This window comes from Pandoraea thiooxydans, assembly GCF_001931675.1.
In the GTDB taxonomy this organism is placed as follows: Bacteria; Pseudomonadota; Gammaproteobacteria; order Burkholderiales; family Burkholderiaceae; genus Pandoraea; species Pandoraea thiooxydans.
In genome coordinates this window covers 4,433,114-4,458,122 of the sequence record NZ_CP014839.1, presented here as the reverse complement: position 1 = coordinate 4,458,122, position 25,009 = coordinate 4,433,114, and the positions used below count along the sequence as shown (strand labels likewise).

Here is a 25,009-nt window from a genome sequence, read left to right as displayed (position 1 = left end):
GCCCACCCGGGGTCCCACGGCGTGAAGCCACCGCCATTTAACGCGCGCTTGCGCGAACCAGTTTTTATTGATGTTTCCAGGAGACAGTCATGACCACCGCCTTGCCGCTCGAATCCATCGAAACTGCAAGTCTGGACGAATTACAGGCGCTGCAACTCGAACGGCTTAAATGGTCGATCAAGCACGCGTACGAGAACTCGCCCGTCTATCGGAAAAAGTTCGATGAAGCCGGCGTACACCCGGACGACCTAAAAACGCTGAGCGATATCGCCAAATTCCCGTTCACCACCAAACAGGATCTGCGCGAAAACTATCCGTTCGGGATGTTTGCGGTACCGATGGAGCGCGTGGCGCGAATTCATGCATCGTCCGGCACCACCGGCAAGCCAACCGTGGTCGGTTACACCCAGGGCGACATCGACACCTGGGCCGGACTGGTCGCCCGTTCGATTCGCGCCGCCGGCGCGCGCCGCGGCGACAAAGTTCATGTCAGCTACGGCTACGGCCTGTTCACCGGCGGACTTGGCGCGCACTACGGCGCCGAGAAGCTGGGCATGACGGTCATCCCGTTCGGGGGCGGCCAAACCGAAAAGCAAGTCCAGCTGATTCAGGACTTCAAACCCGACATCATCATGGTCACGCCAAGCTATATGCTGGCGATCGCCGACGAGTTCGAGCGGCAAGGCATGCCGCCGGCCGAGTCGTCATTGCGCATCGGCATCTTCGGCGCGGAGCCGTGGACCAACGACATGCGCCAGGCCATCGAAAAACGTGTCGGCATCGACGCCGTCGACATCTATGGATTGTCCGAGGTGATGGGCCCGGGCGTGGCCTGCGAGTGCGCGCAAACCAAGGATGGCCCCACCATCTGGGAAGATCACTTTTATCCGGAAATCATCGACCCGGTCAGCGGCGAAGTGCTGCCCGACGGCGCGTTCGGCGAACTCGTCTTCACCTCGCTCACCAAGGAAGCGCTGCCGATCATCCGCTACCGCACGCGCGATTTGACGCGCCTGCTGCCCGGTACGGCACGCACCATGCGCCGCATGGAAAAGATCACCGGCCGCTCGGACGACATGATGATCATCCGCGGCGTAAACGTCTTCCCGTCGCAAATCGAGGAATTGCTGCTCAAGCAACCGCTGCTCGCGCCGCACTATCAGATCGTGCTCGACAAGGAAGGGCCGATGGACACCATGATGATCTACGTCGAAGCGACACCGGCTGCACACGATGCCGCCGAGCTTCAGTCGGCCGGTGCCGCGCTCAGGCGCGACATCAAGACGTTCATCGGTGTGTCGACCGGCGTGCAGGTCAAGCCGGTCGGTGGCATCGAGCGCTCGGCGGGCAAGGCGCGCCGCGTGATCGACAAGCGTCCGCGTTAAGCCTCTCGCCCCGCCTCGCCTCGCCGCTGCGGCCGACGGCGAGGCGTGCGCGGTCTCATTGCGAGACCGCCGCCTCCGACAACACCTGGGCGTTCGGCAGCAACACCCACATCCGCCCCTGCTGGCGCATCCGCCCGGCAATATCTCCAGCCTGGTCACCCAGTCCCCAGAAGAAATCGGCACGCACGCCGCCCTTGATCGCGCTGCCCGTGTCCTGCGCGAACATCAGACGCGTCAGCGGCCCGCCCGACACCCCCCCCGGTGCCGGGCGCGTCGTGCTCAGAAAAACCGGGCTGCCCAGCGGCACGGCACGCGGATCGACCGCGATCGAACGCTGCGCGGTCAAAGGCACGCCGAGCGCGCCGATCGGCCCTTCCAGCCCGCCGACTCCGTCGTTCGGCATCTCGCGGAAAAAAACGAAACGCGGATTGACATTGAGCAGCGCCGCCACGCGCTGCGGATTGGCACGAGCCCAAGCCCGAATACCTTGCATGGTTGCCTGGGCCGGGCTCAAATCACCATGATCGATCAGCCAGCGCCCGATCGATCGGTACGGCTTGTCATTGGTGCCGTCGTAGCCCACCCGCATGATCGTGCCGTCATCCAGTTCGATCTGGCCAGAGCCCTGCACCTGGAGAAAAAACGCTTCGATCGGATCATCGACGTACACCAGCTCGTTGCCCCGCAGGATGCCGCTGCGCATCAGGTCGGCGCGCGCCGGCAGCGAGCCTCGCGGCCGTCCGGCAGGCCAATGATAAAGGGGGGTCTGGTAAATGCCGTGGCGCACGCGCGAGCCATGCAACAACGGCTCGTAATAGCCGGTGATCAGCCCTGTGTGGCTGCCATCGCGGTTGAACAACTCGAACGGCGTGAAATATCGCTGGAAGAATGCGCGGATCGCCTCGGGATCAAGCGCATCGAGTTGCACTGCGGCGGCACACGGCGCCCGCCAATTGGGTTGTTGGGACAACTTCGAACAATTTTGCAGGAGCGCCGCATCGGCACCGATCAGGGAGTCGTCCTGCCAGCCGTCGACCTGCGTCCAGGCAACCGCACGCATATCGCCCGATGGCGCCGCCGGCACACCGGCACTACCCCCCACCTCGGATTTCGGCGTATAACTGGCGCAGGCAAACAAAAACAGACTCATCAGCAGCGCCAGGCTCGTTTTGCCGTAGCGCATCATTGTCAACATTCCAGGAGAGGACTTCATGGGCGAGCTATTCGACAAATACCCGGCGTTACTGATCCTGCCGGAAATGTTACTGGCGTTCGTGATCCTCGGCATCATCGTGTGGCGCATGAACCAGCGTGGCGGGCGCGACCGGCGCGACGACGATCGTTCATGACCGGCGCCGCGCTCAATGCAGCGTACGCGGCATGGTCAGCGCGAATTCGGCAATCGGCGCCTCGAACCGCTCACCGTCCTCGGCCACGCAAAAATACGAACCCCGCATCGAACCCACCGGCGTCGCGATCATGGCCCAACTGGTGTATTCGAACTGCTCGCCAGGCTGCAAAAACGGCTGATGACCGACCACCCCCAATCCCTTGACCTCCTGCACCCGGTCCTCGCTGTCGGTGATCACCCAATGGCGGGAAATCAACTGAGCCGGCACCTGACCGGTATTGCGGATCGTAATGGTGTAGGCAAATGCGAACTGGCGTCGTTCGGGTTCGGACTGCTCGGGCAGATACTGCGGCCGAACCGAAATGGTGAATTCATACTGGCTCATCGTTATCCTGTCATGTGCGGCGCGCTGGCAAACGTGGGCGATGTCCCCCGGCAAAGCAGATCGCGGCTTGACGGCTTCTGGCGTCCGTCGATGGGCCATTCTGCGGCAAGTTCGGGCGGGCCGCAACCGGCATCGGCACGGCGACTTTCCCCGGTGGCGCGCCAGACGAATTAAAATAGCGTTTTTGCCCGATCGCTCCTCATGCGCCAATTCCGCCTCGCCCCCAGCATCCTGTCAGCCGATTTCGCCCGTCTGGGCGAAGAGGTGCGCAACGTCGCCGCCGCCGGCGCCGACTGGATCCACTTCGACGTGATGGACAACCATTACGTGCCCAATCTGACGATGGGCCCGATGGTCTGCGAGGCACTGCGCCCGCATGTCGATATTCCGATCGACGTGCATCTGATGGTGCGTCCAGTCGACCGCATCGCCACCGATTTCGCCAAAGCCGGCGCCAATCTCATCAGCTTCCACCCGGAGGCCGTCGACCACGTCGACCGCACCTTGTCGCTGATCCGTGAATGCGGCTGCCAGGCCGGGCTGGTATTCAACCCCGCCACACCCCTGAATTACCTCGATCACGTGCTCGACCGGCTCGACCTGGTGCTGATCATGTCGGTCAATCCCGGTTACGGCGGCCAATCGTTCATTCCGGAGGCACTCAACAAGCTGCGCACCGCGCGCGCCATGATCGATGCCTACCGCGACCGCACCGGGCGCGAAATCCGACTCGAAGTCGACGGCGGCGTCAAGGTGGACAACATCGCCGCGATCGCGGCGGCCGGCGCCGACACCTTCGTGGCCGGCTCGGCCATTTTCGGGCAGCCCGACTACCGCGCCGTGATCGCCAAAATGCGCGCCGAACTGGCGACCGTCCAATGAACCAGCCTCGACTGACAGACGTCCGGGCGTGCCTGATCGATCTCGACGGCACGCTGGTCGACACGGTGGATGACTTCACCGCGGCCATCAACGCCATGCTCGACCAATTCGGCGCAGCGCCGCTGCCGCGCCAGAAAATTCTCCACTTCATCGGGAAAGGGTCGGAACACCTGATTCAATCGGTGCTGGCCGAAACCCTCCCGCCGGCGCGCGCGGCCACAGAATTCGACGCCGCGCTGGCGTGCTACCAGCAGGCCTACGCAACGATCAACGGTCGCCACACCACCGTCTATCCGCACGTGCGCGAAGGGCTCGCGAGCCTGCGCGAGGGCGGCCTGCCGCTGGCCTGCATCACCAACAAACCCCACCGGTTCGCTGTCGAATTGCTCCAATATCATGATTTGGAGGGTTTTTTCGAGCTGGTCTACGGCGGTGACAGCTGGCCACGCAAAAAGCCCGACCCGCTGCCGCTGCTCAAGGCGTGTGAGGCACTGGGCGTGAGTCCGGCCTCGGCGGTGCTCATCGGCGACTCGGAAAACGACGTCATGGCAGCGCGCGCGGCCGGTTGCCGGGTCCTGACCGTGCCCTACGGATACAACCATGGCAACGCTATACAAGCGGCGGATTCCGATGGTATAGTGGCTTCGCTTTTCGCCGCTGCGCAAGCGATTTTGCCGGCCGCGGATCACACAGCGTCACTATCAACCAACTGACCGATTGCATGTTTCTCAACAAAAAACGGTGTCTGAGCGGTATCGACCGGGGGGCATGGCCCTGGCGCCGCTGGTCTTGCTGAGCTAAAAAGCTCCACAGGGCCGCTGAAGTTCGCCTTCAGCTTCCGTTTTTTGCCTCTGCTTCACCGTCCTCATCATCGGCCCAGTCGGCCCGTTTGGACGATCCGCACGTTGCCCGCAGGCCAGCTGGTCGCGGCACGCGGGCCTGAAGCCATAGCGCGCGTCGCGCTCTCCTGGACAGAGAAACATGACCGAACTCGAATTCAAATCCCTGGCCGTCCAAGGCTATAACCGCATTCCGCTGATCGCCGAGGCCTTCGCCGACCTCGAAACGCCGCTTTCGCTATACCTGAAACTGGCGCAAGGTGACCGGCGCGGCGCCTGCACCTTCCTGCTGGAATCGGTCGTCGGCGGCGAACGCTTTGGCCGCTACTCCTTCATCGGGCTGTCGGCCCGCACCCGGCTGCGCAGCTTCGGGCCGCGCATCGAAGTGGTGCGCGACAACGCCGTCATCGAAACCCACGAAGGCGATCCGCTCGAATTCATCACGCAATTCCAGGCGCGCTTCAAGGTCGCGCTGCGCCCCGGCATGCCGCGCTTTTGCGGCGGCCTGGCCGGCTACTTCGGCTACGACGCGGTGCGCTACATCGAGAAAAAGCTCGCGCACAGCACGCCACCCGACGATCTCGGCCTGCCCGACATCCAGCTGCTGCTCACTGAAGAGCTCGCCGTGATCGACAACCTCACCGGCAAGCTCTACCTGATCGTCTACGCCGATCCGTCGCAACCCGAGGCCTACTCGCACGCTCGCCTGCGCCTGCGCGAGCTGCGCCAGCGGCTGCGCGCCCCGGTCGATGCGCCGGTGACTTCGCCGAGCGTGCGCACCCAGACCTATCGCGAGTTCGACAAAACCGATTACCTGGCCGCGGTCGCCAAGGCCAAGGAAGCCATCGCTGCGGGCGAGCTGATGCAGGTCCAGGTCGGCCAGCGCATCACCAAGCCTTACCGCGACGCACCGCTGTCTCTGTATCGGGCGCTGCGCTCGCTGAATCCTTCGCCATACATGTACTTCTACAATTTCGGCGACTTCCAGGTGGTCGGCGCGTCACCCGAAATTCTGGTGCGGCAGGAACAGCGCAACACCCCGGGAGGTCCGGCCGAGATCGTCACCATCCGGCCGCTGGCCGGCACCCGCCCGCGCGGCGCGACGCCAGAGCGCGACGCCGAGCTGGCCACCGAACTGCTGAACGACCCGAAGGAAATCGCCGAGCACGTCATGCTGATCGATCTGGCGCGCAACGACGTGGGCCGCATCGCGCAAACCGGATCGGTGGTCGTCACCGACAAGATGGTCATCGAAAAATATTCGCACGTGCAACACATCGTCAGTTCGGTCGAGGGCCGTCTCAAGCCCGGCCTGAACAACATCGACGTCCTGCGCGCGACGTTCCCCGCCGGCACGCTCACCGGCGCGCCCAAGGTGCGCGCGATGGAACTGATCGACGAACTCGAGCCCGTCAAGCGCGGCCTGTACGGAGGCGCGGTCGGCTACCTGTCGTTCGGCGGCGAAATGGACCTGGCCATCGCCATCCGCACCGGCGTCATCAAGGACGGCACGCTCTATGTGCAGGCCGCTGCCGGCATCGTCGCCGACTCGGTTCCCGAATCCGAATGGCAAGAGACGGAAAACAAGGCGCGCGCCGTGCTGCGCGCAGCCGAACAAGTGCAAGACGGACTGGATTCGGAGATCTGACCATGCTGCTGATGATCGACAACTACGACTCGTTCACCTATAACGTCGTGCAGTATTTCGGCGAGCTCGGCGAAGACGTCCGGGTCTTTCGCAACGACGAAATCACGCTCGATGAAATCGCCGCGCTCAAACCCGAGCGCATCTGCCTGTCGCCCGGGCCGAGCCACCCGTCCAACGCAGGCATCACGGTCGACGTGTTGCGCCATTTCGCCGGCCAGCTGCCGATTCTCGGCGTCTGCCTGGGCCACCAGGCAATCGGCGAAGCATTCGGTGGCAAGATCGTGCGTGCGCAGCAAATCATGCACGGCAAGGTCAGCCGCATTGAAACCACCCAGCAAGGGGTGTTCGCCAACCTGCCCAGGCACTTTACCGTCACGCGCTATCACTCGCTGGCAATCGAGCGCGCCAGCCTGCCCGATTGTCTTGAGATCACCGCCTGGACCGACGACGGCGAAATCATGGGCGTGCGCCACAAACAATTCGCCATCGAGGGCGTGCAGTTCCACCCCGAGTCGATTCTCTCCGAGCACGGCCACGACTTGCTGCGCAACTTCCTGCAGGCTCAGCGGCCATGACGGCGATCCTATCGACACGATTGCAACGCACGCAGACCCAATAATGGAGACTCCCATGACGATCACCCCCCAGGAAGCGCTGCAGCGGACCATCGAGCATCGCGAGATTTTCCACGACGAGATGCTTCATCTGATGCGCATGATCATGACCGGCGAGATGTCCCCGGTGATGGCCTCGGCCATCATTACCGGTCTGCGCGTCAAAAAGGAAACCATCGGCGAAATCGCGGCAGCCGCCCAGGTCATGCGCGAGTTTGCCCGACACGTCGAGGTCCCGCGCATCGAGCACTTCGTCGATATCGTCGGTACCGGCGGCGACGGCTCCCACACCTTCAATATCTCCACCGCCTCGATGTTCGTGGTGGCCGCGACCGGCGCGAAAGTCGCCAAGCACGGCAATCGCGGCGTCAGCTCCAAGTCGGGCAGCGCGGACGTACTCGAGGCGCTCGGCGTCAACATCATGCTCGAACCCGAGCAGGTAGCCGAATGCCTGCAGGCGGTCGGCATCGGCTTCATGTTCGCCCCCAACCATCATCCGGCGATGAAAAATGTCGCACCGATCCGCAAGGAACTGGGTGTGCGCACCATTTTCAACATCCTCGGCCCGCTGACCAATCCGGCTGGCGCGCCCAACCAGTTGATGGGCGTGTTCCACCCCGACCTCGTCGGCATTCAGGTCCGCGTGATGCAGCGCCTGGGCGCGCAACACGTGCTGGCGGTCTACGGCAAGGACGGCATGGATGAAGTCTCGCTCGGTGCCGCCACGCTGGTGGGCGAGCTCAAGGACGGGCAAGTGCGCGAATACGAAATCCACCCCGAGGACTTCGGCCTGCAAATGGTCAGCAACCGCAGCCTGAAAGTCGCCGATGCAGCGGATTCGAAGGTGATGCTGCTGGGCGCCCTGGAAAACCAGCCGGGCGTCGCCCGCGAAATCGTCACGCTCAACGCAGGGGCTGCCTTGTATGCCGCCAACAAGGTCGATTCGATCGGTGAGGGCATCACGCTGGCGCGCGAGACCATCGCCAGCGGCGCGGCCCGCGCGAAAGTCGACGAATTCGCCGCCTACACGCAACGCTTCAAGCAGTAGCGCCGTCACAGCACGCAGGAAAGACGACATGTCCACCATTCTCGACAAAATCCTCGCCGTCAAGGCCGAGGAGATCGCCGCCGCGAGCCGCGCTCGCGATCTGCCCAGCTTGCGCCGCGAGGCCGAGGCGACCCGGCACGACGCCACGCTGCAGCCGCGCGATTTCGCCAACGCATTGCGCGGCCGCATCGCGGCAGGCCACGCCGCAGTCATCGCCGAAATCAAGAAAGCCAGCCCGTCCAAAGGCATCCTGCGCGAGCAATTCGTGCCGGCCGAGATCGCCCAGTCATACGCGCGGCACGGCGCCGCGTGCCTGTCGGTGCTCACCGATCGACAATTCTTCCAGGGCAGTCCGGCCTACCTGCAGCAAGCGCGCGCCGCATGCACGCTACCCGTGCTGCGCAAGGACTTCATGATCGATGCCTATCAGATCTACGAAGCACGTGCGATGGGCGCCGACTGCGTCCTGCTGATCGTCGCCGCACTCGAACTGCCGCATATGCAGGAACTCGAAGCGCAGGCGCATGAGCTGGGCATGGCCGTATTGGTCGAAGTGCACGGCGCCCAGGAACTCGACACCGCGCTGCACCTGAAAACTCCGTTGCTGGGCATCAACAACCGCAACCTCCACACCTTCGAGGTCAGTCTCGACAACACACTGCGCCTGCTGCCGCAAATCCCGGACGAGCGCCTGGTGGTCACCGAGTCGGGCATCCTCGATCGCGACGACGTTGGCCGCATGCGCGACGCCAACGTGCACGCGTTCCTGGTCGGCGAGGCATTCATGCGTGCGGCCGATCCGGGTGCCGAGCTGGCTCGCCTGTTCGGCTGATCATGGCCATCGAGCGCGAAATCAAACTCGCCGTGCCGGCCGGCGATACTGGCTTGCCGTCGGCGCTGGCTGACTATTTCGGCGGCCGCGCCGACATGCGTGCCGGCGCGCCGCAGCATCTGATCAACCGCTATTTCGATACGCCCGATCTGCGCCTGAGCCAGGCCGCCGCAGCCTTGCGGCTGCGCTACGTGGAGCGCGGCGGCACCGGCCGGTGGCTGCAAACCCTGAAGAGCAGCGGGACCAGCGCCGGCGGCCTGCACGTTCGTCACGAATGGGAATTGCCACTCGCGCATGGCGAACTGGATATTGCGGCCTTGCTGGAGGTTTGCGACGCGCCCGGCATCGCGGCAACCCTGCGAGGTATCGCGGCCGAATTGCGCCCGCTGTTCGAAACCAATTTCCACCGCCAAATCTGGACCCTTTCCCATGTGGGCGCGCCGCTCGAAATTGCGCTCGACCAGGGAGAAATCACCGTCGAGCGTGACGGCGTAAGTCATCGCGACCCGCTATGCGAACTCGAGCTCGAACTCGCCAGCCAGGACGCCAGTGGCGAAGCGGCGCTGCAGGCCGTGGCCGCCGACCTGCGCCAGCGCTTCCCGGGTTTGCACCCGGACGACACCAGCAAAGCCGAGCGCGGCTATCGACTGCGCCAACACGTATTGCACAATGCGCTCAACCAACGCGGATGACCGTACTGCCGATCGGTTGGACAGCCAGCCATCGCCCGCCCAGGACCCAATGCCGAACGCCAACACCGTGCCACGACAACAAGATCTGTTCGACGCCCCATCGACGCCGTCCGCGTTGCCGCTGCGAGCGCAATTCGAATCGCTATCGGCCGAGTGGCGCGCACTGCTCGCGCCATTCATGCGCAGCCCCGCTTACGATGAGTTATGCGACTTCGTCGACGCCCAGCGGGCAGCCGGCAAACAGATCTATCCAGACGACGTATTTCATGCGTTGCGCGTCACCTCGCCCGATGCCGTCAAGGTCATCATCCTCGGCCAGGACCCGTATCACGGCGAAGAGAATGGCGTGCCACAGGCCCATGGCCTGGCCTTTTCGGTACGCCCCGGCATTCGCGTGCCGCCATCACTGCGCAATATCTACAAGGAAATCGAACGGGATCTGCATATCGCTGCACCAGGGCACGGCTATCTGGAGACCTGGGCGAGCCAGGGCGTGCTGCTGCTCAATACCGTGCTGACGGTCGAGCGCGCTCAGGCGGCGAGTCACGCCAAGCGCTTCAAGAATGGGGGATGGGAGGCATGCACCGACTGCCTGCTGCGCGAGTTGTCGAAGCATCGCAAGGCACTGGTGTGTCTATTGTGGGGCTCTCACGCGCAAGCCAAGGCGCCGCTGCTTGCCGGCAATGGTCACTTGCTGCTCGAGGCGCCGCATCCTTCGCCGTTGTCGGCGCATCGCGGCTTTTTGGGTTGCGGCCATTTCAGCGCCGTCAATCGGCATCTGGCCAGTGTGGGCGCCACGCCCATCGACTGGCGCATCGCACCGCTGCCCTAACAACCAAGCGTGCCCATCGCGCCTTCCTGATAGCGGCGCAGCGTGTCGACCAGTTGCGCCTCGTCGCGCACGGCAAACGCTCCCTGGTAAATGACCGGCTCATGGAGCGGCGCGCCGCCCAGCAACGCAAGCCCGGCACCGGCCGTGCCGGATACGTTCCATGTACCGGCCGGCAAGGTCGCCGCCATCGTGGAGCCGCCGGCCGCCAGCAAAACGCCATCGATTCTGCAACAGCCGTCGAGCACCAGCGCGAACCAATGCCTATCCTCCGGCAACGCCAACGACAAGGTATCGTCGCTTTGCCAGTTCAAGGTCAACAGGGTCGCACCAGCGTGCGGCACCAGCGGCGCCTGGCGCTCCTGCCATTGCCCGCACACTAGCCGCAGCTCGACACCACCGCTTTGCCAACAAGGCATTTGTTCGCCAGGCACCCGGCGCTGCTGCGGCGCACCCTCGCGCTCGCAGTCCGCATAATTGACGACCACCTGCAGCCCGCGGCACTCGACGCTACCGTCGGCCGGCGTCTCTTGATGCACCGTGCCGCAATGCGCGTCGAGCCACAGCAGGTCGCCCGGACGGGCCACCTCCGCCTCGCCCTGAGCCAGACGGCTGCGCAGGCCGCCCGCGGCATCGGGGAGTATGTAGTGCGCGACTGCGCACCCGGCGTGCGGATGGGGCGGAATCACCGCCCCGGACAAGCGGAACACCTCGAAAGACAACAACGGATCGGTCTGCGTCAGGCGGTCGTGCACCCCGACCGAATGAAACAACGTGCAGCGGCTGCGATGGGTGGTCGACAGCGGCGACGGTTGCGCGGACGGATCGTTGTGTCTCATGAGGCGGGTCGTTGGTTAAATAGCGGCGATCGCTTCACGCGCCTGGGCGAACGCGGTGGCGGCCGCTTCCGGGCCGCGCGCCAAGCCTTCGGCGTAGATGAAGGTCACGTCGGTCATGCCCAGAAAACCCAGAATGGTTTTCAGGAACGGGGTCTGGCTATCGTTGGGCGTATCTTTGTAGAAGCCGCCGCGCGCCAGCGCAACATAAACTTTCTTGCCCTTGATCAGCCCTTCCGGCGTGCCGTCCTCGCCATAGCGGAACGTCACGCGAGCGCGCGTGATCCAGTCAAAATAGGCCTTGAGTTGCGACGGCACGTGAAAGTTGTACAGCGGCACACCCAATACGATCGTATCGGCTGACTGGATTTCTGCGATCAGCGCGTCGCTGCGGGCAATGATCGCGTTCTGCTCCGGCGAGCGCTTGTCTTCCGGCGTGAAAAAAGCCCCGATCACCGTCTCGTCCAGGTGCGGCAGGCCGTCGGCCAGCAGGTCGCGCACGATCACCTTGGCTCCCGGTTGGGCAGCGCTCAGGCGTGCCACCGTCTCATTGGCCAGTGTCGTGGAATTTGCGCCCTGCGAGCGGGCTGCGGCATTGATCTGCAAAATGGTGGTCATCAATCTCTCCTTGGGTCGTTAAGGACGTACATGTCTTAGGAGAAATTCTAATAACCACGCAAAATGAAACAAGCCGCTAAAATTGAATTGTTTGTTCCCAATTTGGAACAGTGCTCCCCGAGATAACGCCATGATCGATGACCTGAACGACATGCTGATCTTCGCCGAGGTCGTGCGCTCCGGCAGCATCACCCGCGCCGGCGATCGGCTCGGCTTGCCGAAGGCCACCGTGAGCCGGCGCCTGACGCGCCTGGAAACGCGGCTGGGCACCAAGCTCATGCACAAGACGACCCGTCGCCTGGAGCTCACGGAAGTCGGACAAGCCTATTATGAACGGTGCCTGCCGATCCTGGAAGAAGTCGAAGAAACGCGCGACTTCGCCAGCCAGCTGTCGAACCGGCCGCGCGGCCGGCTGCGCGTGACCGCGCCGAGCGATTTCGCCATGCAGTGGCTCGCGCCTGCGCTGGCCACCTTCTGCGCCGCCTACCCGGAAATATCCGTCGATATGGATCTCAGCCCGCGCCACGTCGACCTGATCGCCGAGCGCGTGGACGTCGCCATCCGCGCCGGCCATTTGAGCGACTCGACGCTGGTGGCACGCCATTTTCTGGACCTCACACGCAGTCTCTACGCCAGTCCGATCTACCTCTCGCAAACCGGCATGCCGACTTCGCCCGACGAACTCGCCGGGCATCGCTTCGTACTGCTGCAGGGCGCGCGCAACGTCATCGATAGCGACGTGCTCACGCGCGGGCGCCAGCGCGTCGAGTTCACCATGCACGGCGCCCTGCAGGTCAACAGCATGGGGATGGTCAAGGAGTTGGCGCTGGCCGGCGCCGGCATGGCGGCGTTGACCGACGGGCTGGCCGCGCCCAGTGCGGCCCTGGGCCGTCTTGTCAAGGTCTTGCCGGAATGGTCGTTGCCCAGCCATCCGGTGCACATGGTGACGCCATCGCGACGCTTCCTGCCGCGCAAGACGCAGGTGTTCATCGAGCACATGATGGCGGTGGCGCGGCCTCCGGTCTGATGCGCCCACACTCTGAGGCTGCTCAGGCGCTTGGCTGGCATCAACCGTGCAGCCAGCGCGCACGGCGTGCCGCTGCGCCGTGCTCTTTGACAACACTCAGGCGGTAACGGGCAGGCTCGGGCGCGCTCAAGGTCGCCACGTATTCGTGCAGTTCATCGCGCCGGAACGCATGCAGGCGGACATCGTCGCCGGGCCGATAGCGCGCCAGCAGCTTATCGAGGTTGCTGGCCGTCACGCGCAAGCCGTCGAGCGCCACCAGCGCGTCGCCGGCCGACAGGCCTGCGCGCTGCGCCGCGCCGCCGTCATGGACCTGCGCCAGCGTGCATGAGCCATTGCTGGTGCCAAGCTTCACGCCGAGCGACGGCTTGGCATTCTCACCGGGCTCGGCTTTGAGGGTCACGCCAAACCATTCGAACAACCGCGCCAACGGTAAATCGCTCGTGCCATGTACCGCCGAGTCGAAAAATTCCTTCAGCGGCATGCCGCTGACCTGCTCGAACAGCGGCCTGACCTCCTCCTCGCGCACGCCGACCGGGCGGCCGCGATAGAAGTCGCGCCCGTAGCGCTGCCACAGGGCACGCATGATGTCGTCGAGCGACTTGCGGCCACGCGTCCTGGTGCGAATCATCAGGTCCAGCGCCAGCGCGATCAGCGAGCCCTTGGTGTAATAGCTGACGATCGCATTGGGCGCGTTTTCGTCCTGCCGGTAATACTTGATCCAGGCATCGAACGAGCTCTCGGCCACGCTTTGCTTGTGCCGCCCGCTGCCGCGCAGCACGTTGCCGATGGTCTTGCCCAACAAATCGAAATAGTCCTGCTCGGCGATCACGCCGCTGCGCACCAGCATCAGGTCATCGTAGTAAGACGTGAAGCCCTCGAACAGCCACAGCAGCGAGGTGTAGTTCTCGCGCGCCAGATCATACGGCGCGAAAACCGCCGGCTTGATGCGCTTGACATTCCAGGTGTGAAAGTACTCGTGACTGACCAACCCGAGAAATCCCCGGTAGCCTTCGCTCATCGCCGCGTGCCCCAGCACCGGCAGATCGCCGCGCGTGCACAGCAGCGCGGTCGAGGCGCGGTGCTCGAGCCCGCCGTAGCCGTCCCCCACCGCCATCACCAGGAACACATAGCGCGACACCGGCGCGCGGCCGCGCCCGCCGGGAGCCGGCTCGAAGAACTTGATCTGCGTCTCGCAGATCCGCTTCATGTCACGGCACAGGCGCGCGATGTCGAGATTGGGTACGTTGCCGGTGATCGCCACTTCGTGCAGCGCGCCGCACGCCTTGAAGCTCGCGTGGGCAAACGTGCCGAGTTCCACCGGCGAGTCGATCAGTTCGTCGTAATCGCAAGCCAGATAGCGGCCGAACCCGAGCGCCTTGGTGTCGGGCGCCGGCGCCAGCGCCGTGGCGACCTGCCAGGCTCGGTACTGCACACCGCCCGGCCGCACGATATCGATCTCGCAAGGCGTCGCTTCCTGGCCGGCAACGCACAGAAATACGCTGCTGCCGTTGAAGAAGCCGTGCGTCTGATCGAGATGCGCGGCCCGCACCGACAGGTCCCACGCATAGACTTGATAGGTCAGCGTGAGCGCGCCCTTGCATGGCGCGGCCTGCCAGGTATGTTTGTCGAGTTTGGCCAGCGCGACCTTGCGCCCCCGGCACACCGCGTCGATCGTGACAATATGCCGGGCAAATTCGCGCACCATGTAGCTGCCGGGAATCCACGCGGGCAGCGTAAAGCGCTGCCCGGCCGGATCGGGCTGCGGCACGGTAACGCTGACTTCGAACAGGTGGGCGGCGGGCTGCTTGGGGACGATGCTATAGCGAATCGGTTTCATCAGGCGTCGTTATTGTTTCGGCATCCGCCGGCTTACTTGCCGGTTCCCAGCACCTGGGCCAATTGGGTTGCCGTCAGGGCGCCCGGCAAGCGGCGGCCATCGGTCAGAAAGATCGTCGGCGTGCCGGTCACGTTGAGCCGACGCCCGAGCGCCAGGTTCTGTTCGAGCGGCGTGCTGCAATTGCCGGCCTGTGCGGGCAACTGTTGATCGAGCATCCAGGCGTGCCATGCCTTCAATCGATCAGGCGCGCACCAGATCGCCTTCGACTTGGTCGCCGAGTCGGGCGCCAGCACCGGGAACAGGAAGGTGTACACCGTTACGTTAGTGACGCTGCTGCTCTTGAGCGCCTCCTCGAAGCGCTTGCAATAGGGGCAGTTCGGGTCGGCGAACACGGCGATCTTGCGGCTGCCGTCACCCTTGACGTACTTGATCGCGTCGTTCAGCGGCAAGGTATTGAAATCGATCTTGTTGAGCTCCGCCAGGCGCGCCTGCGTCAGGCTATGCCGGGTGTGCGCGTCGACCAGATCGCCCACCAGCATATAGTGCCCTTGCGCATCGCTGTACACGATCTGGGTGCCGAGATCGATCTCATAGATACCCGGCAGCGGCGTCTTTTCCACCGCCTTGACCTGCGCATCAGCGCCCAGGCTCTTTTGCACCGCCGCCTTGACCCGATCCAGCGTTGCGTCGGCGTGCGCCGGCACGGTTGCCGCCAGCGCCGCGCAGCTCAGGAAAAGCGCGCCAAAAACATGCGCGACACGCGTGTACGTGCGATTTCGTTCAAACATACCGATCAGCCCCTTGGCGTTGAGAAAGGCCGGCCGCGCTCACCCAAGCGCGCGGCCAACCAGGAATTTCTTGAGAAACGGCGTTGCGTTGACCCAGTCCAGGCCGGTATTGCGCAGCCGCTGCATCACCGGACCCGGCAACGCAAACAGCCGCTGCAGGCCGTCACAGGTGAGCGCCATGCGGCGAATGTCCTCGCGACGCGCGCGCTCGTAGCGGCGCAGCACCGTGAAGTCGCCGCAGTCGCGAAACCCCTCGCGCGCGGCCAGCACCTCGCCCAGCACCGTCACGTCGCGCAGGCCGAGGTTCATGCCCTGGCCGGCCAACGGATGCACGGTATGCGCGGCGTCGCCCACCAGCGCGATGCGCGGCGAGATGAGCCGGTCGGCCTCGCTCAGCGCGAGCGGAAATCCTTGCGCGCTCGCCGACACGCAGGTCAACTCGCCCAACCCGGCATCGCCGCTGACGCGCGTCACCTCGGCGGCCAATGCCGCCGGCGGCAGCGCGAGCAGTTCGTCGGCATGGTCTGCAAAGGCCGACCAGACCAGCGACACATGCTGCTGCGGCAACGGCAGCAGCGCAATGATTTCGCCATCGCGAAACCATTGATACGCGGTATCGCGATGCGCCCGTTCGGCCCGAAAATTGGCAACCACCCCGACCTGCCGGTAATCGCGCCGCTGCACGGCGATGCCGGCCTGTTCGCGAACCCACGAGTGCGCGCCATCGGCCCCGACCACCAGCGCCGCGTGCAGCGTCGCACCGTCGTCGAGCTGCAACGCCGCGCGTTCGGCCGACACCGCGAGCGCCGCGCCGCGCGCATCGAACACATGTATTTGCGGCGCGAAGCGCAACGCCGCATCCAGCGCCCGCTCGACATTGGACGATTCGGCAATCCACGCGAGCTGGGGCACCGCCGCCTGATAGGCGGAAAAATGCAGGGCGCCGCGCGCGTCGCCAAACACCTCCATGTCGTACACCGGATTGACCCGGGCCGCATCCAGCGCCTGCCACACGCGCATGCGCTCGAGCAAGGTTTGCGAACTGGCCGACAGGGAGTAAATGCGCGCGTCCCACGCATCGGCCGGCGCGGCGGCCGGCCGCGCCAACAAGGCCACCTTCAGGCGCGCCTGCGCCAGCAGCAGCGCGGTCGACTTGCCGACCAGCCCGCCGCCGACGACGATCACATCGAATGAATTGGAATTGGACATACACAGCGCGCATGGGCGCAAGATCTCAGACTCAGGGCATTATAGCCCTGGGCATCGCCGCTTATGCGCCCGGCACGCGCAGCCGCGCCAGGATCGCTCCAGTACAATAGCGGTTTTCCTCTGCACTGTTCGCGCCATGAGCCTCCAATGCGGCATCGTCGGCTTGCCCAACGTCGGCAAATCGACCCTTTTCAATGCCTTGACCAAAGCCGGCATCTCCGCCGAAAACTATCCGTTCTGCACCATCGAGCCCAACGTCGGCGTGGTGGAGGTACCGGACCCCCGTCTCAAGGCGCTGGCCGAGATCGTCAAACCCGAGCGTGTCGTGCCGGCCACCGTCGAGTTCGTCGACATCGCCGGCCTGGTGGCGGGCGCCTCCAAGGGCGAGGGCCTGGGCAACCAATTCCTGGCGAATATTCGCGAGACCGATGCCATCACGCACGTCGTGCGCTGCTTCGAGGATCCGAACGTGATCCACGTCGCCAACAAGGTCGACCCGCTGTCCGACATCGAAGTCATCAACACCGAACTGGCGCTGGCCGATCTGGCCACCGTCGAAAAAGCGCTGCAACGCTACACCAAGGCTGCCCGCTCCGGTAACGACAAAGAGGCCCAACGGCTGGTCGCCGTGCTCGAAAAAGTGCTGCCGGTGCTCAACGAAGCCAAGCCGGTACGCGCGCTCAAGCTCGAGCCGGAAGAAAAGGCGCTGCTCAAGCCGTTCTGCCTGATCACCGAAAAGCCGACCATGTACGTGGCCAACGTCAAGGACGACGGCTTCGAGAACAACCCGCACCTGGACGCCGTGCGCGCCTACGCGGCCGCCGAGAACGCGCCGGTGGTCGCCATTTGCGCGGCCATCGAGGCCGAGATCGCCGACCTCGACGACGCCGACAAGGAAGTCTTCCTGGCCGACATGGGCATGGAAGAGCCCGGCCTGGACCGCGTGATTCGCGCCGGTTTCAAATTGCTCGGCCTGCAGACCTACTTCACCGCCGGCGTCAAGGAAGTGCGCGCCTGGACCATCCCGATCGGCGCCACCGCGCCGCAAGCCGCCGGAGTAATCCACACCGACTTCGAACGCGGCTTCATTCGCGCGCAAACCATCGCCTTCGACGACTTCATCGCCTACAAGGGCGAACAAGGCGCCAAGGAAGCCGGCAAGATGCGCGCCGAAGGCAAGGAATACGTCGTCCACGACGGCGACGTCATGAATTTCCTGTTCAACGTCTGATCCACCCCTGAGCGCGCGGTCCAGGCCGACCGCGCGGGCTCGCCCTCGCATGCGCGCCGCGCCGTCGCGGCGGCCTTGTGTTTGCTACACTTCGCCCACACCTCCCATTTTCAGCACTTCAGGCTAAACCGCCCATGGCACAGTACGTCTTCACAATGAACCGGGTCGGCAAGATCGTGCCGCCCAAGCGCCATATCCTCAAAGACATTTCGCTGTCGTTTTTCCCCGGCGCCAAGATCGGCGTGCTGGGCCTGAACGGCTCGGGCAAGTCCACGCTGCTCAAGATCATGGCCGGCGTCGACACTGAAATCGAAGGCGAGGCCACGCCGATGCCCAATCTGAATATCGGCTACCTGCCGCAAGAGCCGAAGCTCGACCCGGCGCACACCGTGCGCCAGGCCGTCGAGCAAGGCCTGGGCGAGGTATTCGAGGCACAGCAGAAGCTCGACGAGATTTACGCGGCCTACGCCGAGCCCGACGCCGATTTCGACGCGCTGGCCGCGGCACAGGCCAAATACGAGGCGATCATCGCCGCCAGCGGCGGCAACAGCGCCGAGCAGCAACTCGAGGTGGCCGCCGACGCGCTGCGCCTGCCGTCGTGGGATGCCATCATCGGCAACCTCTCGGGCGGCGAAAAACGCCGCGTGGCCCTGTGCCAGTTGCTGCTGTCCAAGCCCGATATGCTGCTGCTCGACGAGCCCACCAACCACCTCGACGCGGAATCGGTCGAATGGCTCGAACAATTCCTCACGCGCTTTGCCGGCACGGTCGTCGCGGTCACTCACGATCGCTACTTTCTCGACAATGCCGCCGAGTGGATTCTCGAGCTAGACCGGGGCCACGGCATCCCCTGGAAGGGCAATTATTCGAGCTGGCTGGAGCAGAAGGAAGAACGCCTCAAGCAGGAAGAAGCCTCGGAATCGGCGCGGCAAAAGACCATCCAGAAAGAACTGGAGTGGGTGCGCCAGAATCCCAAGGGCCGGCAGGCCAAGTCGAAGGCCCGTCTGGCGCGCTTCGACGAGCTGAATTCGCAGGAATACCAAAAGCGCAACGAAACGCAGGAAATCTTCATTCCGGTGGCCGAGCGCCTGGGCGACAAGGTGGTCGAGTTCGAGAACGTCAGCAAGGGTTATGGCGACCGCCTGCTGATCGACAACCTCAGCTTCAGCGTGCCGCCGGGCGCGATCGTCGGCATCATCGGCCCGAACGGCGCCGGTAAATCGACGCTGTTCCGCATGCTGACCGGCCGCGAGCAGCCCGATTCGGGCACCGTCACGCTCGGGCCCACCGTCAAGCTGGCCTATGTCGACCAGAGCCGTGACGCGCTGCAGGCAGACAAGACTGTCTTCGAGGAAATTTCCGGCGGCGCCGACGTGCTGACCGTGGGCCGCTTCGAGACACCCTCGCGCGCCTATCTGGGGCGCTTCAACTTCAAGGGCGGCGACCAGCAAAAGCTCGTCGGCAATCTGTCGGGCGGCGAGCGCGGCCGGCTGCATCTGGCCAAGACGCTGATCGCCGGCGGCAACGTGCTGCTGCTGGACGAACCGTCCAACGATCTCGACGTGGAAACCCTGCGCGCGCTCGAAGACGCGCTGCTCGAATTTGCCGGTTGCGTGATGGTCATCTCGCACGACCGCTGGTTTCTCGACCGCATCGCCACGCACATCCTGGCCTTCGAAGGCGACTCCCAGGTCACCTTCTTCAACGGCAACTACCAGGAATACGAGGCCGACAAGCGGCAACGGCTCGGCGAGGAAGCGGCCAAACCCAAGCGTATCCGCTACCGGCCCATCGCGCGTTAGGGCGCGGCACCGGCTGCGCGGCGCGGCGTCAGCGCCGCGCCAGCCGCAATACCGCGAGCAGCACGATCGCGCCGATGGTGGCGGTAATGATGCGCCCCAGCGTGCCGTAGCCCACCGAGACGCCGGCATGGCGCAAAATCCAGCCGCCCAGGAACGCGCCGATCACGCCGACCACCATGTCACCGATCAAGCCGTAGGCCCCACCCACTACCAGGCTGGCCAGCCAGCCCGCCACCAACCCGATCAGCAACAGAACGATAATGCCGTGCATGCGGTCTCCCGTAAGATAAGCTGTCAATTCGAGCCCGACGGCTCAACTCGCGCGGCGCGCCACGGCGCCGTAAATCACCAGCAGGACGATGGCCCCCAGAATCGAAGCGATCCAGCCGGCCGATTGGCCTGCCTGATAGAAATGCAGCATCTGGCCGACGTATTTGGCCAGCAGCGAGCCGGCGATGCCGAGCACGATCGTCATGATGACGCCCATGCTCTGCCGCCCGGGGTGCAGCGCGCGCGCCACGATGCCCACCACCAGTCCGACAAAGATCGTGCCGACGACGCCCATGATGCCTCCTGTGCGGCTGAGTTGCCCGGCGTGGCGCCGGCTTGCAGCCGGCGCCACTCTCGCCGCGAGTATAGCCAGCTTTGCCGGGCCGGATGCCGGAAAATCGTTACAGAACGTTGCACGGCCAGACGCCGGCGAGGCGGCCAATGCGGCCCTGTGCAAAATCGTCAAAAAAGTCGCAAAATCGTGTCAGAAGCGGATTCAAACCACAGAATTTTCGCTGTTAACGAGGAAAATCCTTGCCCCGCACGCGCCGCCAGGAAGACCAGCAACGAGATATAATGAACGGTTGCCCCCGCTCATCGAACATGCAACTGCTTACACTCGGCATCAACCATCACACCGCCCCGGTCGCACTGCGCGAACGGGTGGCGTTTTCGCTTGAGCAGTTGCAGCCGGCGCTGGAAACCCTCAAATCGCTGTGGCGCGCCAACGGCAGCACCGCCATGACGCCGGAAGCGGCGATTCTCTCGACCTGCAACCGCACCGAAATCTACTGCGCGACCAATAACGCCGCGGCGCGCGAGAGCACCGTCGAGTGGCTGGCGCGTTTCCACAACATCCCGGCCAGCGAACTGGCGCCCCATATTTACGCGCTGCCGCAATCCGATGCCGTGCGGCACGCGTTTCGCGTGGCCAGCGGCCTGGACTCGATGGTGCTTGGCGAGACGCAAATACTCGGCCAACTGAAAGATGCCGTGCGCAGCGCCGCCGAGGCGGGCGCGCTGGGCACCTACCTGAACCAGCTGTTCCAGCGCACCTTCGCAGTCGCCAAAGAGGTGCGCGGGCAGACCGAGATCGGCGTGCATTCGGTATCGATGGCCGCCGCCGCGGTCCGGCTGGCGCAGCGCATTTTCGAGAGCATCAGCACGCAGCGCATTCTTTTCATCGGCGCGGGCGAGATGATCGAGCTGTGCGCCACGCATTTCGCCGCGCAGCACCCGAAGGCCCTGTTCATCGCCAACCGCACCGCCGAGCGCGGCGAGCGGCTGGCCGAGCGCTTTGGCGGCACGGCGATCAAGCTGTCCGAGTTGCCTGCGCGCCTGCATGAATTCGATATCGTCGTGTCGTGCACGGCGAGCACCCTGCCGATCATCGGGCTCGGTGCGGTCGAGCGCGCCGTCAAGGCACGCAAGCACAGCCCGATGTTCATGGTCGACCTGGCCGTGCCGCGCGACATCGAGGCCGAGGTCAGCCGCCTGGACGACGTATTTCTTTACACCGTCGACGATCTCGGCAATATCGTGCGGGAAGGCCATGCGCTGCGCCAGGCCGCCGTGGCCCAGGCCGAGGCGATCATCGAAACCCGCGTGCAGCATTTCATGCAGTGGCTCGACGCGCGCAGCGTCGTGCCGATCATCCGCGACCTGCACGGCCAGGCCGAGCGGCTGCGGCAAACCGAACTGGAGCGCGCCCAGCGCATGCTGGCACGCGGCGACGACCCCGCCGCCGTCCTCGAGGCGCTGTCCCAGGCACTGACCAAGAAATTCCTGCATGGCCCGACCCATGCGCTCAACTATGCGCGCGGCGAGCAACGCGAGCGCATCGTTCAACTCATTCCCGACCTTTTCCATCATTCGGGAACTGCCGACAAATAAATGAAAGCGAGCATGCAAGCCAAGCTCGATCAGTTGAGTGCACGACTGACCGAGCTCAATGCGCTATTGAGCCAAAGCGACATCACCGACAATCTCGACAACTATCGCAAGCTGACTCGCGAGCATGCGGAATTGTCGCCGGTGGTCGAACAGTACGGCCTTTACCGCCAGGCAAGCGACGATGTGCTGGCCGCCCAGGATCTCGCGGCGGACCCGGAGATGCGGGCGTTCGCCGAGGAAGAGATCGAGACCGCGCGCAAGCGCATGGCTGAACTCGAGGCCGAACTTCAAAAAATGCTGCTGCCGCGCGACCCCAACGACGACCGCAACATCTTTCTCGAAATCCGGGCCGGCACCGGCGGCGACGAAAGCGCGCTGTTCGCCGGCGACCTGCTGCGCATGTACTCGCGCTATGCCGAGCGCCAGCGCTGGCAGATCGAAATCGTCTCGTCGAGCCCGTCAGACCTGGGCGGCTACAAGGAAGTCATCGTGCGGCTGGTCGGCCAGGGCGCCTACTCGCGCCTGAAATTCGAATCGGGCGGCCATCGCGTGCAGCGCGTACCGGCCACCGAAACCCAGGGCCGCATTCATACGTCGGCCTGCACCGTCGCGGTCATGCCCGAAGCCGACGACGTCAGCGACGTGCAGATCAATCCGGCGGATATCCGCATCGACACCTTCCGCGCCTCCGGGGCCGGCGGCCAGCACATCAACAAGACCGATTCCGCGGTACGCATTACCCACTTGCCCACCGGCATCGTGGTCGAATGCCAGGACGACCGCTCGCAGCACCGCAACAAGGACCAGGCGCTGAAGGTCCTGGCCGCGCGCATCAAGGACGCCCAGGTACGCGCGCAGCAGGCCAAGGAAGCGGCCACGCGCAAGAGCCTGATCGGCTCGGGCGATCGCTCCGAGCGCATTCGCACCTACAACTTTCCGCAAGGCCGCATGACCGACCATCGCATCAATCTGACGCTCTACAAGCTCGATGCGATCATGGACGGCGATCTGGACGAACTGATCAACGCGCTGATCACCGAACACCAGGCCGAACTGTTGGCCTCGCTGGGCGAGTCCGACGCATGAACGTTCGCGCCGGCCCGCCAGCGGCCACCGTGGCGGCGCTGCTGCAAGACTCGCCGCTGCCGGCGCTCGAGGCGCGCATCCTGCTCGGCCACGCGCTCGGCTGGACCCGCACGCAATTGATCACGCGCGATCGCGACGCCTTGCCGGCAGCGGCTGTGGCGGCCTTCCGGCAACTCGAGGCGCGCCGCCTGGGCGGCGAGCCGATCGCCTACCTGACCGGGCAACGCGAATTCTATGGCTTGAGCTTGATCGTCACGCCCGATGTGCTGATTCCGCGGCCCGAGACCGAATTGCTGGTCGAACTCGCGCTCGCGCGCTGTCGCGAGCTGCGCACCGATGCCCCGCGCGTGCTCGATCTGGGCACCGGCAGCGGCGCGATCGCGCTGGCCATCGCTCATGCCTGCCCGAGCGCGCAGGTAACCGCAATCGACCGTTCCGGCGCGGCGCTGGCGGTGGCGCGCGCCAATGCGCAGCGGCTGGGCCTAGCGCTCACGCTGCTCGAGAGCGACTGGTACGGCGCGCTGACCGACCAGCCGGCCTTCGATGTCATCGTCGCCAATCCGCCCTACATTCGCGCCGGCGACCCGCATCTGAGTGCCGGCGATCTGCGCCACGAACCGACGCACGCGCTGACCGACGGCCACGACGGCCTGAGCGCGTTGCGCACCATCGTCAACGGAGCGCCCACCCATTTGGCCGAGGCCGGCTGGCTATTGTGCGAGCACGGCTACGACCAGGCCGGGGCGGTGCGCGACCTGTTGCACCGGGCCGGTTTTACCGATGTCTTTTCCGCCCGCGATCTGGCGGGCATCGAACGGGTCAGCGGCGCTCGCCTGGCGTCGGCGCGCAAGACCGAAATTCGCTAGAATGACCATTAAATTTCCTCACAGGCCGACATCATGAATACTCAGGAACGCATCCAGCAAATCGTCACCGGCAGCCCGGTAGTGCTCTTCATGAAGGGCAACGCCCAGTTTCCGATGTGCGGGTTTTCCGGGCGCGCGATTCAAATCCTCAAGGCATGCAACGTGACCGACTTCCTCACGGTCGACGTGCTGCAGGACGAAGAAATCCGCCATGGCATCAAGGAATTCGCCAACTGGCCGACGATTCCGCAGCTCTACGTGAACGGCGAATTCATCGGCGGCTCGGACATCATGATGGAGATGTACCAAAGCGGCGAACTGCAGCAAGTCCTCGGCGCTGCCTGACCCGGCTTCGTGACGATCCCCAACGACGCATCGACAGCCGCGACGCCACGCCGGCTGATCGTCGCCATCACCGGCGCGACCGGTGCCGTGTATGGGGTACGGCTGCTGCAGCAATTGCGCCGCCACACCGACGTGCAGAGCCACCTGATGGTGTCGAGCGCCGGGTGGCAAACCCTGCACCAGGAACTGGGACTGGGCAAGGCCGAAGTGCAGGCCCTGGCCGACGTCACCCACAGCGTGCGCGAGGTCGGCGCCACCATCGCCAGTGGCTCGTTCGCCACGCATGGCATGGTGGTCGCGCCATGCTCGATGAAAACCCTGGCCAGCATCGCCCACGGCCTGTCGGACAATCTGATCGCCCGCGCCGCCGACGTCACCCTCAAGGAGCGTCGCCGCCTGGTGCTGATGGTGCGCGAGACGCCATTCAATCTGGCTCATCTGCGCAACATGACGGCCGTCACCGAAATGGGCGGCATCGTTTTCCCGCCCTTGCCGGCGTTCTATCATCGACCTGCCACGCTTGACGACATGATCGATCATACGGTCGCTCGCGTGCTCGACATGTTCCAGCTGGCGCCGCCGCAGGCGCCCGCCTGGGCCGGCCTGGCCGCCGGCCGGGAAGACGCGGCAGCCTCGTAATTCGGCGGCTCACCGGCAGCGTCATCGCCTATAGTGAAATGGCCCCGGCCATCGGTC

The 25,009-nt window shown here is 64.6% G+C and carries 27 protein-coding genes; 18 read left to right on the top strand and 9 right to left on the bottom strand.

Annotation, left to right across the window (positions count from 1 at the left end; translation table 11 throughout):
• Positions 1-89 precede the first annotated feature (89 nt).
• Complete coding sequence (gene paaK, locus PATSB16_RS20710; protein WP_047215849.1) at positions 90-1,385, top strand: phenylacetate--CoA ligase PaaK; 1,296 nt, start codon at positions 90-92, stop codon at positions 1,383-1,385.
• A 55-nt stretch (positions 1,386-1,440) separates the two neighbouring features.
• Here the strand turns inward: paaK and mltA are convergent, their stop codons facing one another.
• Complete coding sequence (mltA, locus tag PATSB16_RS20705) at positions 1,441-2,571, bottom strand: murein transglycosylase A (RefSeq protein WP_237170269.1); 1,131 nt, start codon at positions 2,569-2,571, stop codon at positions 1,441-1,443.
• Positions 2,572-2,596: 25 nt separating this feature from the next.
• On the opposite strand from mltA, the gene PATSB16_RS21200 reads away from it, so the two are divergent.
• Entirely contained in the window at positions 2,597-2,734 is a 138-nt protein-coding gene (locus PATSB16_RS21200; RefSeq protein ID WP_237170268.1) for a hypothetical protein, read from the top strand.
• A 12-nt stretch (positions 2,735-2,746) separates the two neighbouring features.
• On the opposite strand, the gene apaG is transcribed toward PATSB16_RS21200, so the two are convergent.
• Entirely contained in the window at positions 2,747-3,121 is a 375-nt protein-coding gene (gene apaG / locus PATSB16_RS20700; RefSeq protein ID WP_047215848.1) for a Co2+/Mg2+ efflux protein ApaG, read from the bottom strand.
• Positions 3,122-3,322: 201 nt separating this feature from the next.
• Here apaG and rpe point away from each other — a divergent pair, with 201 nt between their 5' ends.
• The 8 genes from rpe (at position 3,323) to PATSB16_RS20660 (ending at position 10,508) form a co-directional block, all read left to right on the top strand.
• Positions 3,323-4,003 carry a ribulose-phosphate 3-epimerase gene (rpe, locus tag PATSB16_RS20695; protein ID WP_047215847.1) on the top strand — a complete coding sequence of 227 codons (681 nt, stop codon included), beginning with the start codon at positions 3,323-3,325 and terminating at the stop codon, positions 4,001-4,003.
• On the top strand, positions 4,000-4,716 hold the full coding sequence (locus tag PATSB16_RS20690; RefSeq protein WP_047215846.1) for a phosphoglycolate phosphatase: 717 nt from the start codon (positions 4,000-4,002) through the stop codon (positions 4,714-4,716). The genes rpe and PATSB16_RS20690 overlap by 4 nt, the downstream gene beginning before the upstream one ends.
• A gap of 268 nt (positions 4,717-4,984) precedes the next feature.
• Positions 4,985-6,490 carry an anthranilate synthase component I gene (gene trpE / locus PATSB16_RS20685; RefSeq protein ID WP_047215845.1) on the top strand — a complete coding sequence of 502 codons (1,506 nt, stop codon included), beginning with the start codon at positions 4,985-4,987 and terminating at the stop codon, positions 6,488-6,490.
• A 2-nt stretch (positions 6,491-6,492) separates the two neighbouring features.
• Positions 6,493-7,065, top strand: a complete 573-nt coding sequence (locus PATSB16_RS20680) for an aminodeoxychorismate/anthranilate synthase component II (protein WP_047215844.1) — start codon at positions 6,493-6,495, stop codon at positions 7,063-7,065.
• 55 nt (positions 7,066-7,120) lie between these two features.
• Positions 7,121-8,152 carry an anthranilate phosphoribosyltransferase gene (trpD, locus tag PATSB16_RS20675; RefSeq protein ID WP_047215843.1) on the top strand — a complete coding sequence of 344 codons (1,032 nt, stop codon included), beginning with the start codon at positions 7,121-7,123 and terminating at the stop codon, positions 8,150-8,152.
• Between the two features lie 28 nt (positions 8,153-8,180).
• A complete protein-coding gene (gene trpC / locus PATSB16_RS20670; protein ID WP_047215842.1) occupies positions 8,181-8,984 on the top strand; it encodes an indole-3-glycerol phosphate synthase TrpC in 804 nt (267 codons plus the stop codon).
• A gap of 2 nt (positions 8,985-8,986) precedes the next feature.
• A complete protein-coding gene (locus PATSB16_RS20665; RefSeq protein WP_047215841.1) occupies positions 8,987-9,676 on the top strand; it encodes a CYTH domain-containing protein in 690 nt (229 codons plus the stop codon).
• A gap of 49 nt (positions 9,677-9,725) precedes the next feature.
• A complete protein-coding gene (locus tag PATSB16_RS20660; RefSeq protein WP_083566623.1) occupies positions 9,726-10,508 on the top strand; it encodes a uracil-DNA glycosylase in 783 nt (260 codons plus the stop codon).
• Here PATSB16_RS20660 and PATSB16_RS20655 read toward each other — a convergent pair.
• Positions 10,505-11,344: a pirin family protein gene (locus tag PATSB16_RS20655; protein WP_047215840.1), complete on the bottom strand. Its 840-nt coding sequence runs from the start codon at positions 11,342-11,344 to the stop codon at positions 10,505-10,507. The genes PATSB16_RS20660 and PATSB16_RS20655 overlap by 4 nt on opposite strands.
• A 15-nt stretch (positions 11,345-11,359) precedes the next feature.
• Complete coding sequence (locus PATSB16_RS20650) at positions 11,360-11,959, bottom strand: FMN-dependent NADH-azoreductase (protein WP_047215839.1); 600 nt, start codon at positions 11,957-11,959, stop codon at positions 11,360-11,362.
• Positions 11,960-12,089: 130 nt separating this feature from the next.
• On the opposite strand from PATSB16_RS20650, the gene PATSB16_RS20645 reads away from it, so the two are divergent.
• Entirely contained in the window at positions 12,090-12,986 is an 897-nt protein-coding gene (locus PATSB16_RS20645) for a LysR family transcriptional regulator (RefSeq protein ID WP_047215838.1), read from the top strand.
• Between the two features lie 40 nt (positions 12,987-13,026).
• Here PATSB16_RS20645 and PATSB16_RS20640 read toward each other — a convergent pair whose 3' ends face one another.
• From PATSB16_RS20640 to PATSB16_RS20630, 3 genes are read right to left on the bottom strand one after another with little or no spacing between them, the layout of a single operon-like run.
• The gene (locus tag PATSB16_RS20640; protein ID WP_047215837.1) at positions 13,027-14,823 is read right to left on the bottom strand and encodes a M61 family metallopeptidase; all 1,797 of its coding nucleotides are present in this window, start codon (positions 14,821-14,823) and stop codon (positions 13,027-13,029) included.
• Positions 14,824-14,855: 32 nt separating this feature from the next.
• The gene (locus PATSB16_RS20635; protein ID WP_047215836.1) at positions 14,856-15,611 is read right to left on the bottom strand and encodes a DsbC family protein; all 756 of its coding nucleotides are present in this window, start codon (positions 15,609-15,611) and stop codon (positions 14,856-14,858) included.
• 39 nt (positions 15,612-15,650) lie between these two features.
• Positions 15,651-16,820: a UbiH/UbiF family hydroxylase gene (locus tag PATSB16_RS20630; RefSeq protein WP_047215835.1), complete on the bottom strand. Its 1,170-nt coding sequence runs from the start codon at positions 16,818-16,820 to the stop codon at positions 15,651-15,653.
• A gap of 136 nt (positions 16,821-16,956) precedes the next feature.
• Between PATSB16_RS20630 and ychF the strand changes: the two genes are divergently transcribed.
• Entirely contained in the window at positions 16,957-18,051 is a 1,095-nt protein-coding gene (gene ychF / locus PATSB16_RS20625) for a redox-regulated ATPase YchF (protein WP_047215834.1), read from the top strand.
• Between the two features lie 134 nt (positions 18,052-18,185).
• Positions 18,186-19,853, top strand: coding sequence for an energy-dependent translational throttle protein EttA (ettA, locus tag PATSB16_RS20620; protein ID WP_047215833.1), 1,668 nt, complete (start codon positions 18,186-18,188; stop codon positions 19,851-19,853).
• Between the two features lie 28 nt (positions 19,854-19,881).
• On the opposite strand, the gene PATSB16_RS20615 is transcribed toward ettA, so the two are convergent.
• Positions 19,882-20,124: a GlsB/YeaQ/YmgE family stress response membrane protein gene (locus PATSB16_RS20615; RefSeq protein WP_047215832.1), complete on the bottom strand. Its 243-nt coding sequence runs from the start codon at positions 20,122-20,124 to the stop codon at positions 19,882-19,884.
• A gap of 42 nt (positions 20,125-20,166) precedes the next feature.
• Positions 20,167-20,418 (bottom strand): GlsB/YeaQ/YmgE family stress response membrane protein, encoded by a 252-nt coding sequence (locus PATSB16_RS20610; protein WP_418303877.1) that lies wholly within the window; start codon positions 20,416-20,418, stop codon positions 20,167-20,169.
• 308 nt (positions 20,419-20,726) lie between these two features.
• Here PATSB16_RS20610 and hemA point away from each other — a divergent pair, with 308 nt between their 5' ends.
• Genes hemA through PATSB16_RS20585 form a run of 5 tightly spaced genes read left to right on the top strand, consistent with a single transcriptional unit; the run spans position 20,727 to position 24,952 of the window.
• Positions 20,727-22,016 carry a glutamyl-tRNA reductase gene (gene hemA, locus PATSB16_RS20605; RefSeq protein WP_047215831.1) on the top strand — a complete coding sequence of 430 codons (1,290 nt, stop codon included), beginning with the start codon at positions 20,727-20,729 and terminating at the stop codon, positions 22,014-22,016.
• A complete protein-coding gene (prfA, locus tag PATSB16_RS20600; protein WP_047215830.1) occupies positions 22,017-23,102 on the top strand; it encodes a peptide chain release factor 1 in 1,086 nt (361 codons plus the stop codon).
• On the top strand, positions 23,099-23,968 hold the full coding sequence (gene prmC / locus PATSB16_RS20595; protein WP_047215829.1) for a peptide chain release factor N(5)-glutamine methyltransferase: 870 nt from the start codon (positions 23,099-23,101) through the stop codon (positions 23,966-23,968). The genes prfA and prmC overlap by 4 nt, the downstream gene beginning before the upstream one ends.
• Positions 23,969-24,001: 33 nt before the next feature.
• The gene (gene grxD / locus PATSB16_RS20590) at positions 24,002-24,313 is read left to right on the top strand and encodes a Grx4 family monothiol glutaredoxin (protein WP_047215828.1); all 312 of its coding nucleotides are present in this window, start codon (positions 24,002-24,004) and stop codon (positions 24,311-24,313) included.
• Positions 24,314-24,322: 9 nt separating this feature from the next.
• Positions 24,323-24,952, top strand: a complete 630-nt coding sequence (locus tag PATSB16_RS20585; protein ID WP_269466312.1) for a UbiX family flavin prenyltransferase — start codon at positions 24,323-24,325, stop codon at positions 24,950-24,952.
• The last annotated feature ends 57 nt before the right edge of the window (positions 24,953-25,009 follow it).

Excerpts from the sequence above, each read along its gene's own strand:
- paaK (WP_047215849.1), top strand. The coding sequence starts at position 90 with ATGACCACCGCCTTGCCGCTCGAATCCATCGAAACTGCAAGTCTGGAC.
- mltA (WP_237170269.1), bottom strand. The coding sequence starts at position 2,571 with ATGATGCGCTACGGCAAAACGAGCCTGGCGCTGCTGATGAGTCTGTTT.
- PATSB16_RS21200 (WP_237170268.1), top strand. The coding sequence starts at position 2,597 with ATGGGCGAGCTATTCGACAAATACCCGGCGTTACTGATCCTGCCGGAA.
- apaG (WP_047215848.1), bottom strand. The coding sequence starts at position 3,121 with ATGAGCCAGTATGAATTCACCATTTCGGTTCGGCCGCAGTATCTGCCC.
- rpe (WP_047215847.1), top strand. The coding sequence starts at position 3,323 with ATGCGCCAATTCCGCCTCGCCCCCAGCATCCTGTCAGCCGATTTCGCC.
- PATSB16_RS20690 (WP_047215846.1), top strand. The coding sequence starts at position 4,000 with ATGAACCAGCCTCGACTGACAGACGTCCGGGCGTGCCTGATCGATCTC.
- trpE (WP_047215845.1), top strand. The coding sequence starts at position 4,985 with ATGACCGAACTCGAATTCAAATCCCTGGCCGTCCAAGGCTATAACCGC.
- PATSB16_RS20680 (WP_047215844.1), top strand. The coding sequence starts at position 6,493 with ATGCTGCTGATGATCGACAACTACGACTCGTTCACCTATAACGTCGTG.
- trpD (WP_047215843.1), top strand. The coding sequence starts at position 7,121 with ATGACGATCACCCCCCAGGAAGCGCTGCAGCGGACCATCGAGCATCGC.
- trpC (WP_047215842.1), top strand. The coding sequence starts at position 8,181 with ATGTCCACCATTCTCGACAAAATCCTCGCCGTCAAGGCCGAGGAGATC.
- PATSB16_RS20665 (WP_047215841.1), top strand. The coding sequence starts at position 8,987 with ATGGCCATCGAGCGCGAAATCAAACTCGCCGTGCCGGCCGGCGATACT.
- PATSB16_RS20660 (WP_083566623.1), top strand. The coding sequence starts at position 9,726 with ATGCCGAACGCCAACACCGTGCCACGACAACAAGATCTGTTCGACGCC.
- PATSB16_RS20655 (WP_047215840.1), bottom strand. The coding sequence starts at position 11,344 with ATGAGACACAACGATCCGTCCGCGCAACCGTCGCCGCTGTCGACCACC.
- PATSB16_RS20650 (WP_047215839.1), bottom strand. The coding sequence starts at position 11,959 with ATGACCACCATTTTGCAGATCAATGCCGCAGCCCGCTCGCAGGGCGCA.
- PATSB16_RS20645 (WP_047215838.1), top strand. The coding sequence starts at position 12,090 with ATGATCGATGACCTGAACGACATGCTGATCTTCGCCGAGGTCGTGCGC.
- PATSB16_RS20640 (WP_047215837.1), bottom strand. The coding sequence starts at position 14,823 with ATGAAACCGATTCGCTATAGCATCGTCCCCAAGCAGCCCGCCGCCCAC.
- PATSB16_RS20635 (WP_047215836.1), bottom strand. The coding sequence starts at position 15,611 with ATGTTTGAACGAAATCGCACGTACACGCGTGTCGCGCATGTTTTTGGC.
- PATSB16_RS20630 (WP_047215835.1), bottom strand. The coding sequence starts at position 16,820 with ATGTCCAATTCCAATTCATTCGATGTGATCGTCGTCGGCGGCGGGCTG.
- ychF (WP_047215834.1), top strand. The coding sequence starts at position 16,957 with ATGAGCCTCCAATGCGGCATCGTCGGCTTGCCCAACGTCGGCAAATCG.
- ettA (WP_047215833.1), top strand. The coding sequence starts at position 18,186 with ATGGCACAGTACGTCTTCACAATGAACCGGGTCGGCAAGATCGTGCCG.
- PATSB16_RS20615 (WP_047215832.1), bottom strand. The coding sequence starts at position 20,124 with ATGCACGGCATTATCGTTCTGTTGCTGATCGGGTTGGTGGCGGGCTGG.
- PATSB16_RS20610 (WP_418303877.1), bottom strand. The coding sequence starts at position 20,418 with ATGGGCGTCGTCGGCACGATCTTTGTCGGACTGGTGGTGGGCATCGTG.
- hemA (WP_047215831.1), top strand. The coding sequence starts at position 20,727 with ATGCAACTGCTTACACTCGGCATCAACCATCACACCGCCCCGGTCGCA.
- prfA (WP_047215830.1), top strand. The coding sequence starts at position 22,017 with ATGAAAGCGAGCATGCAAGCCAAGCTCGATCAGTTGAGTGCACGACTG.
- prmC (WP_047215829.1), top strand. The coding sequence starts at position 23,099 with ATGAACGTTCGCGCCGGCCCGCCAGCGGCCACCGTGGCGGCGCTGCTG.
- grxD (WP_047215828.1), top strand. The coding sequence starts at position 24,002 with ATGAATACTCAGGAACGCATCCAGCAAATCGTCACCGGCAGCCCGGTA.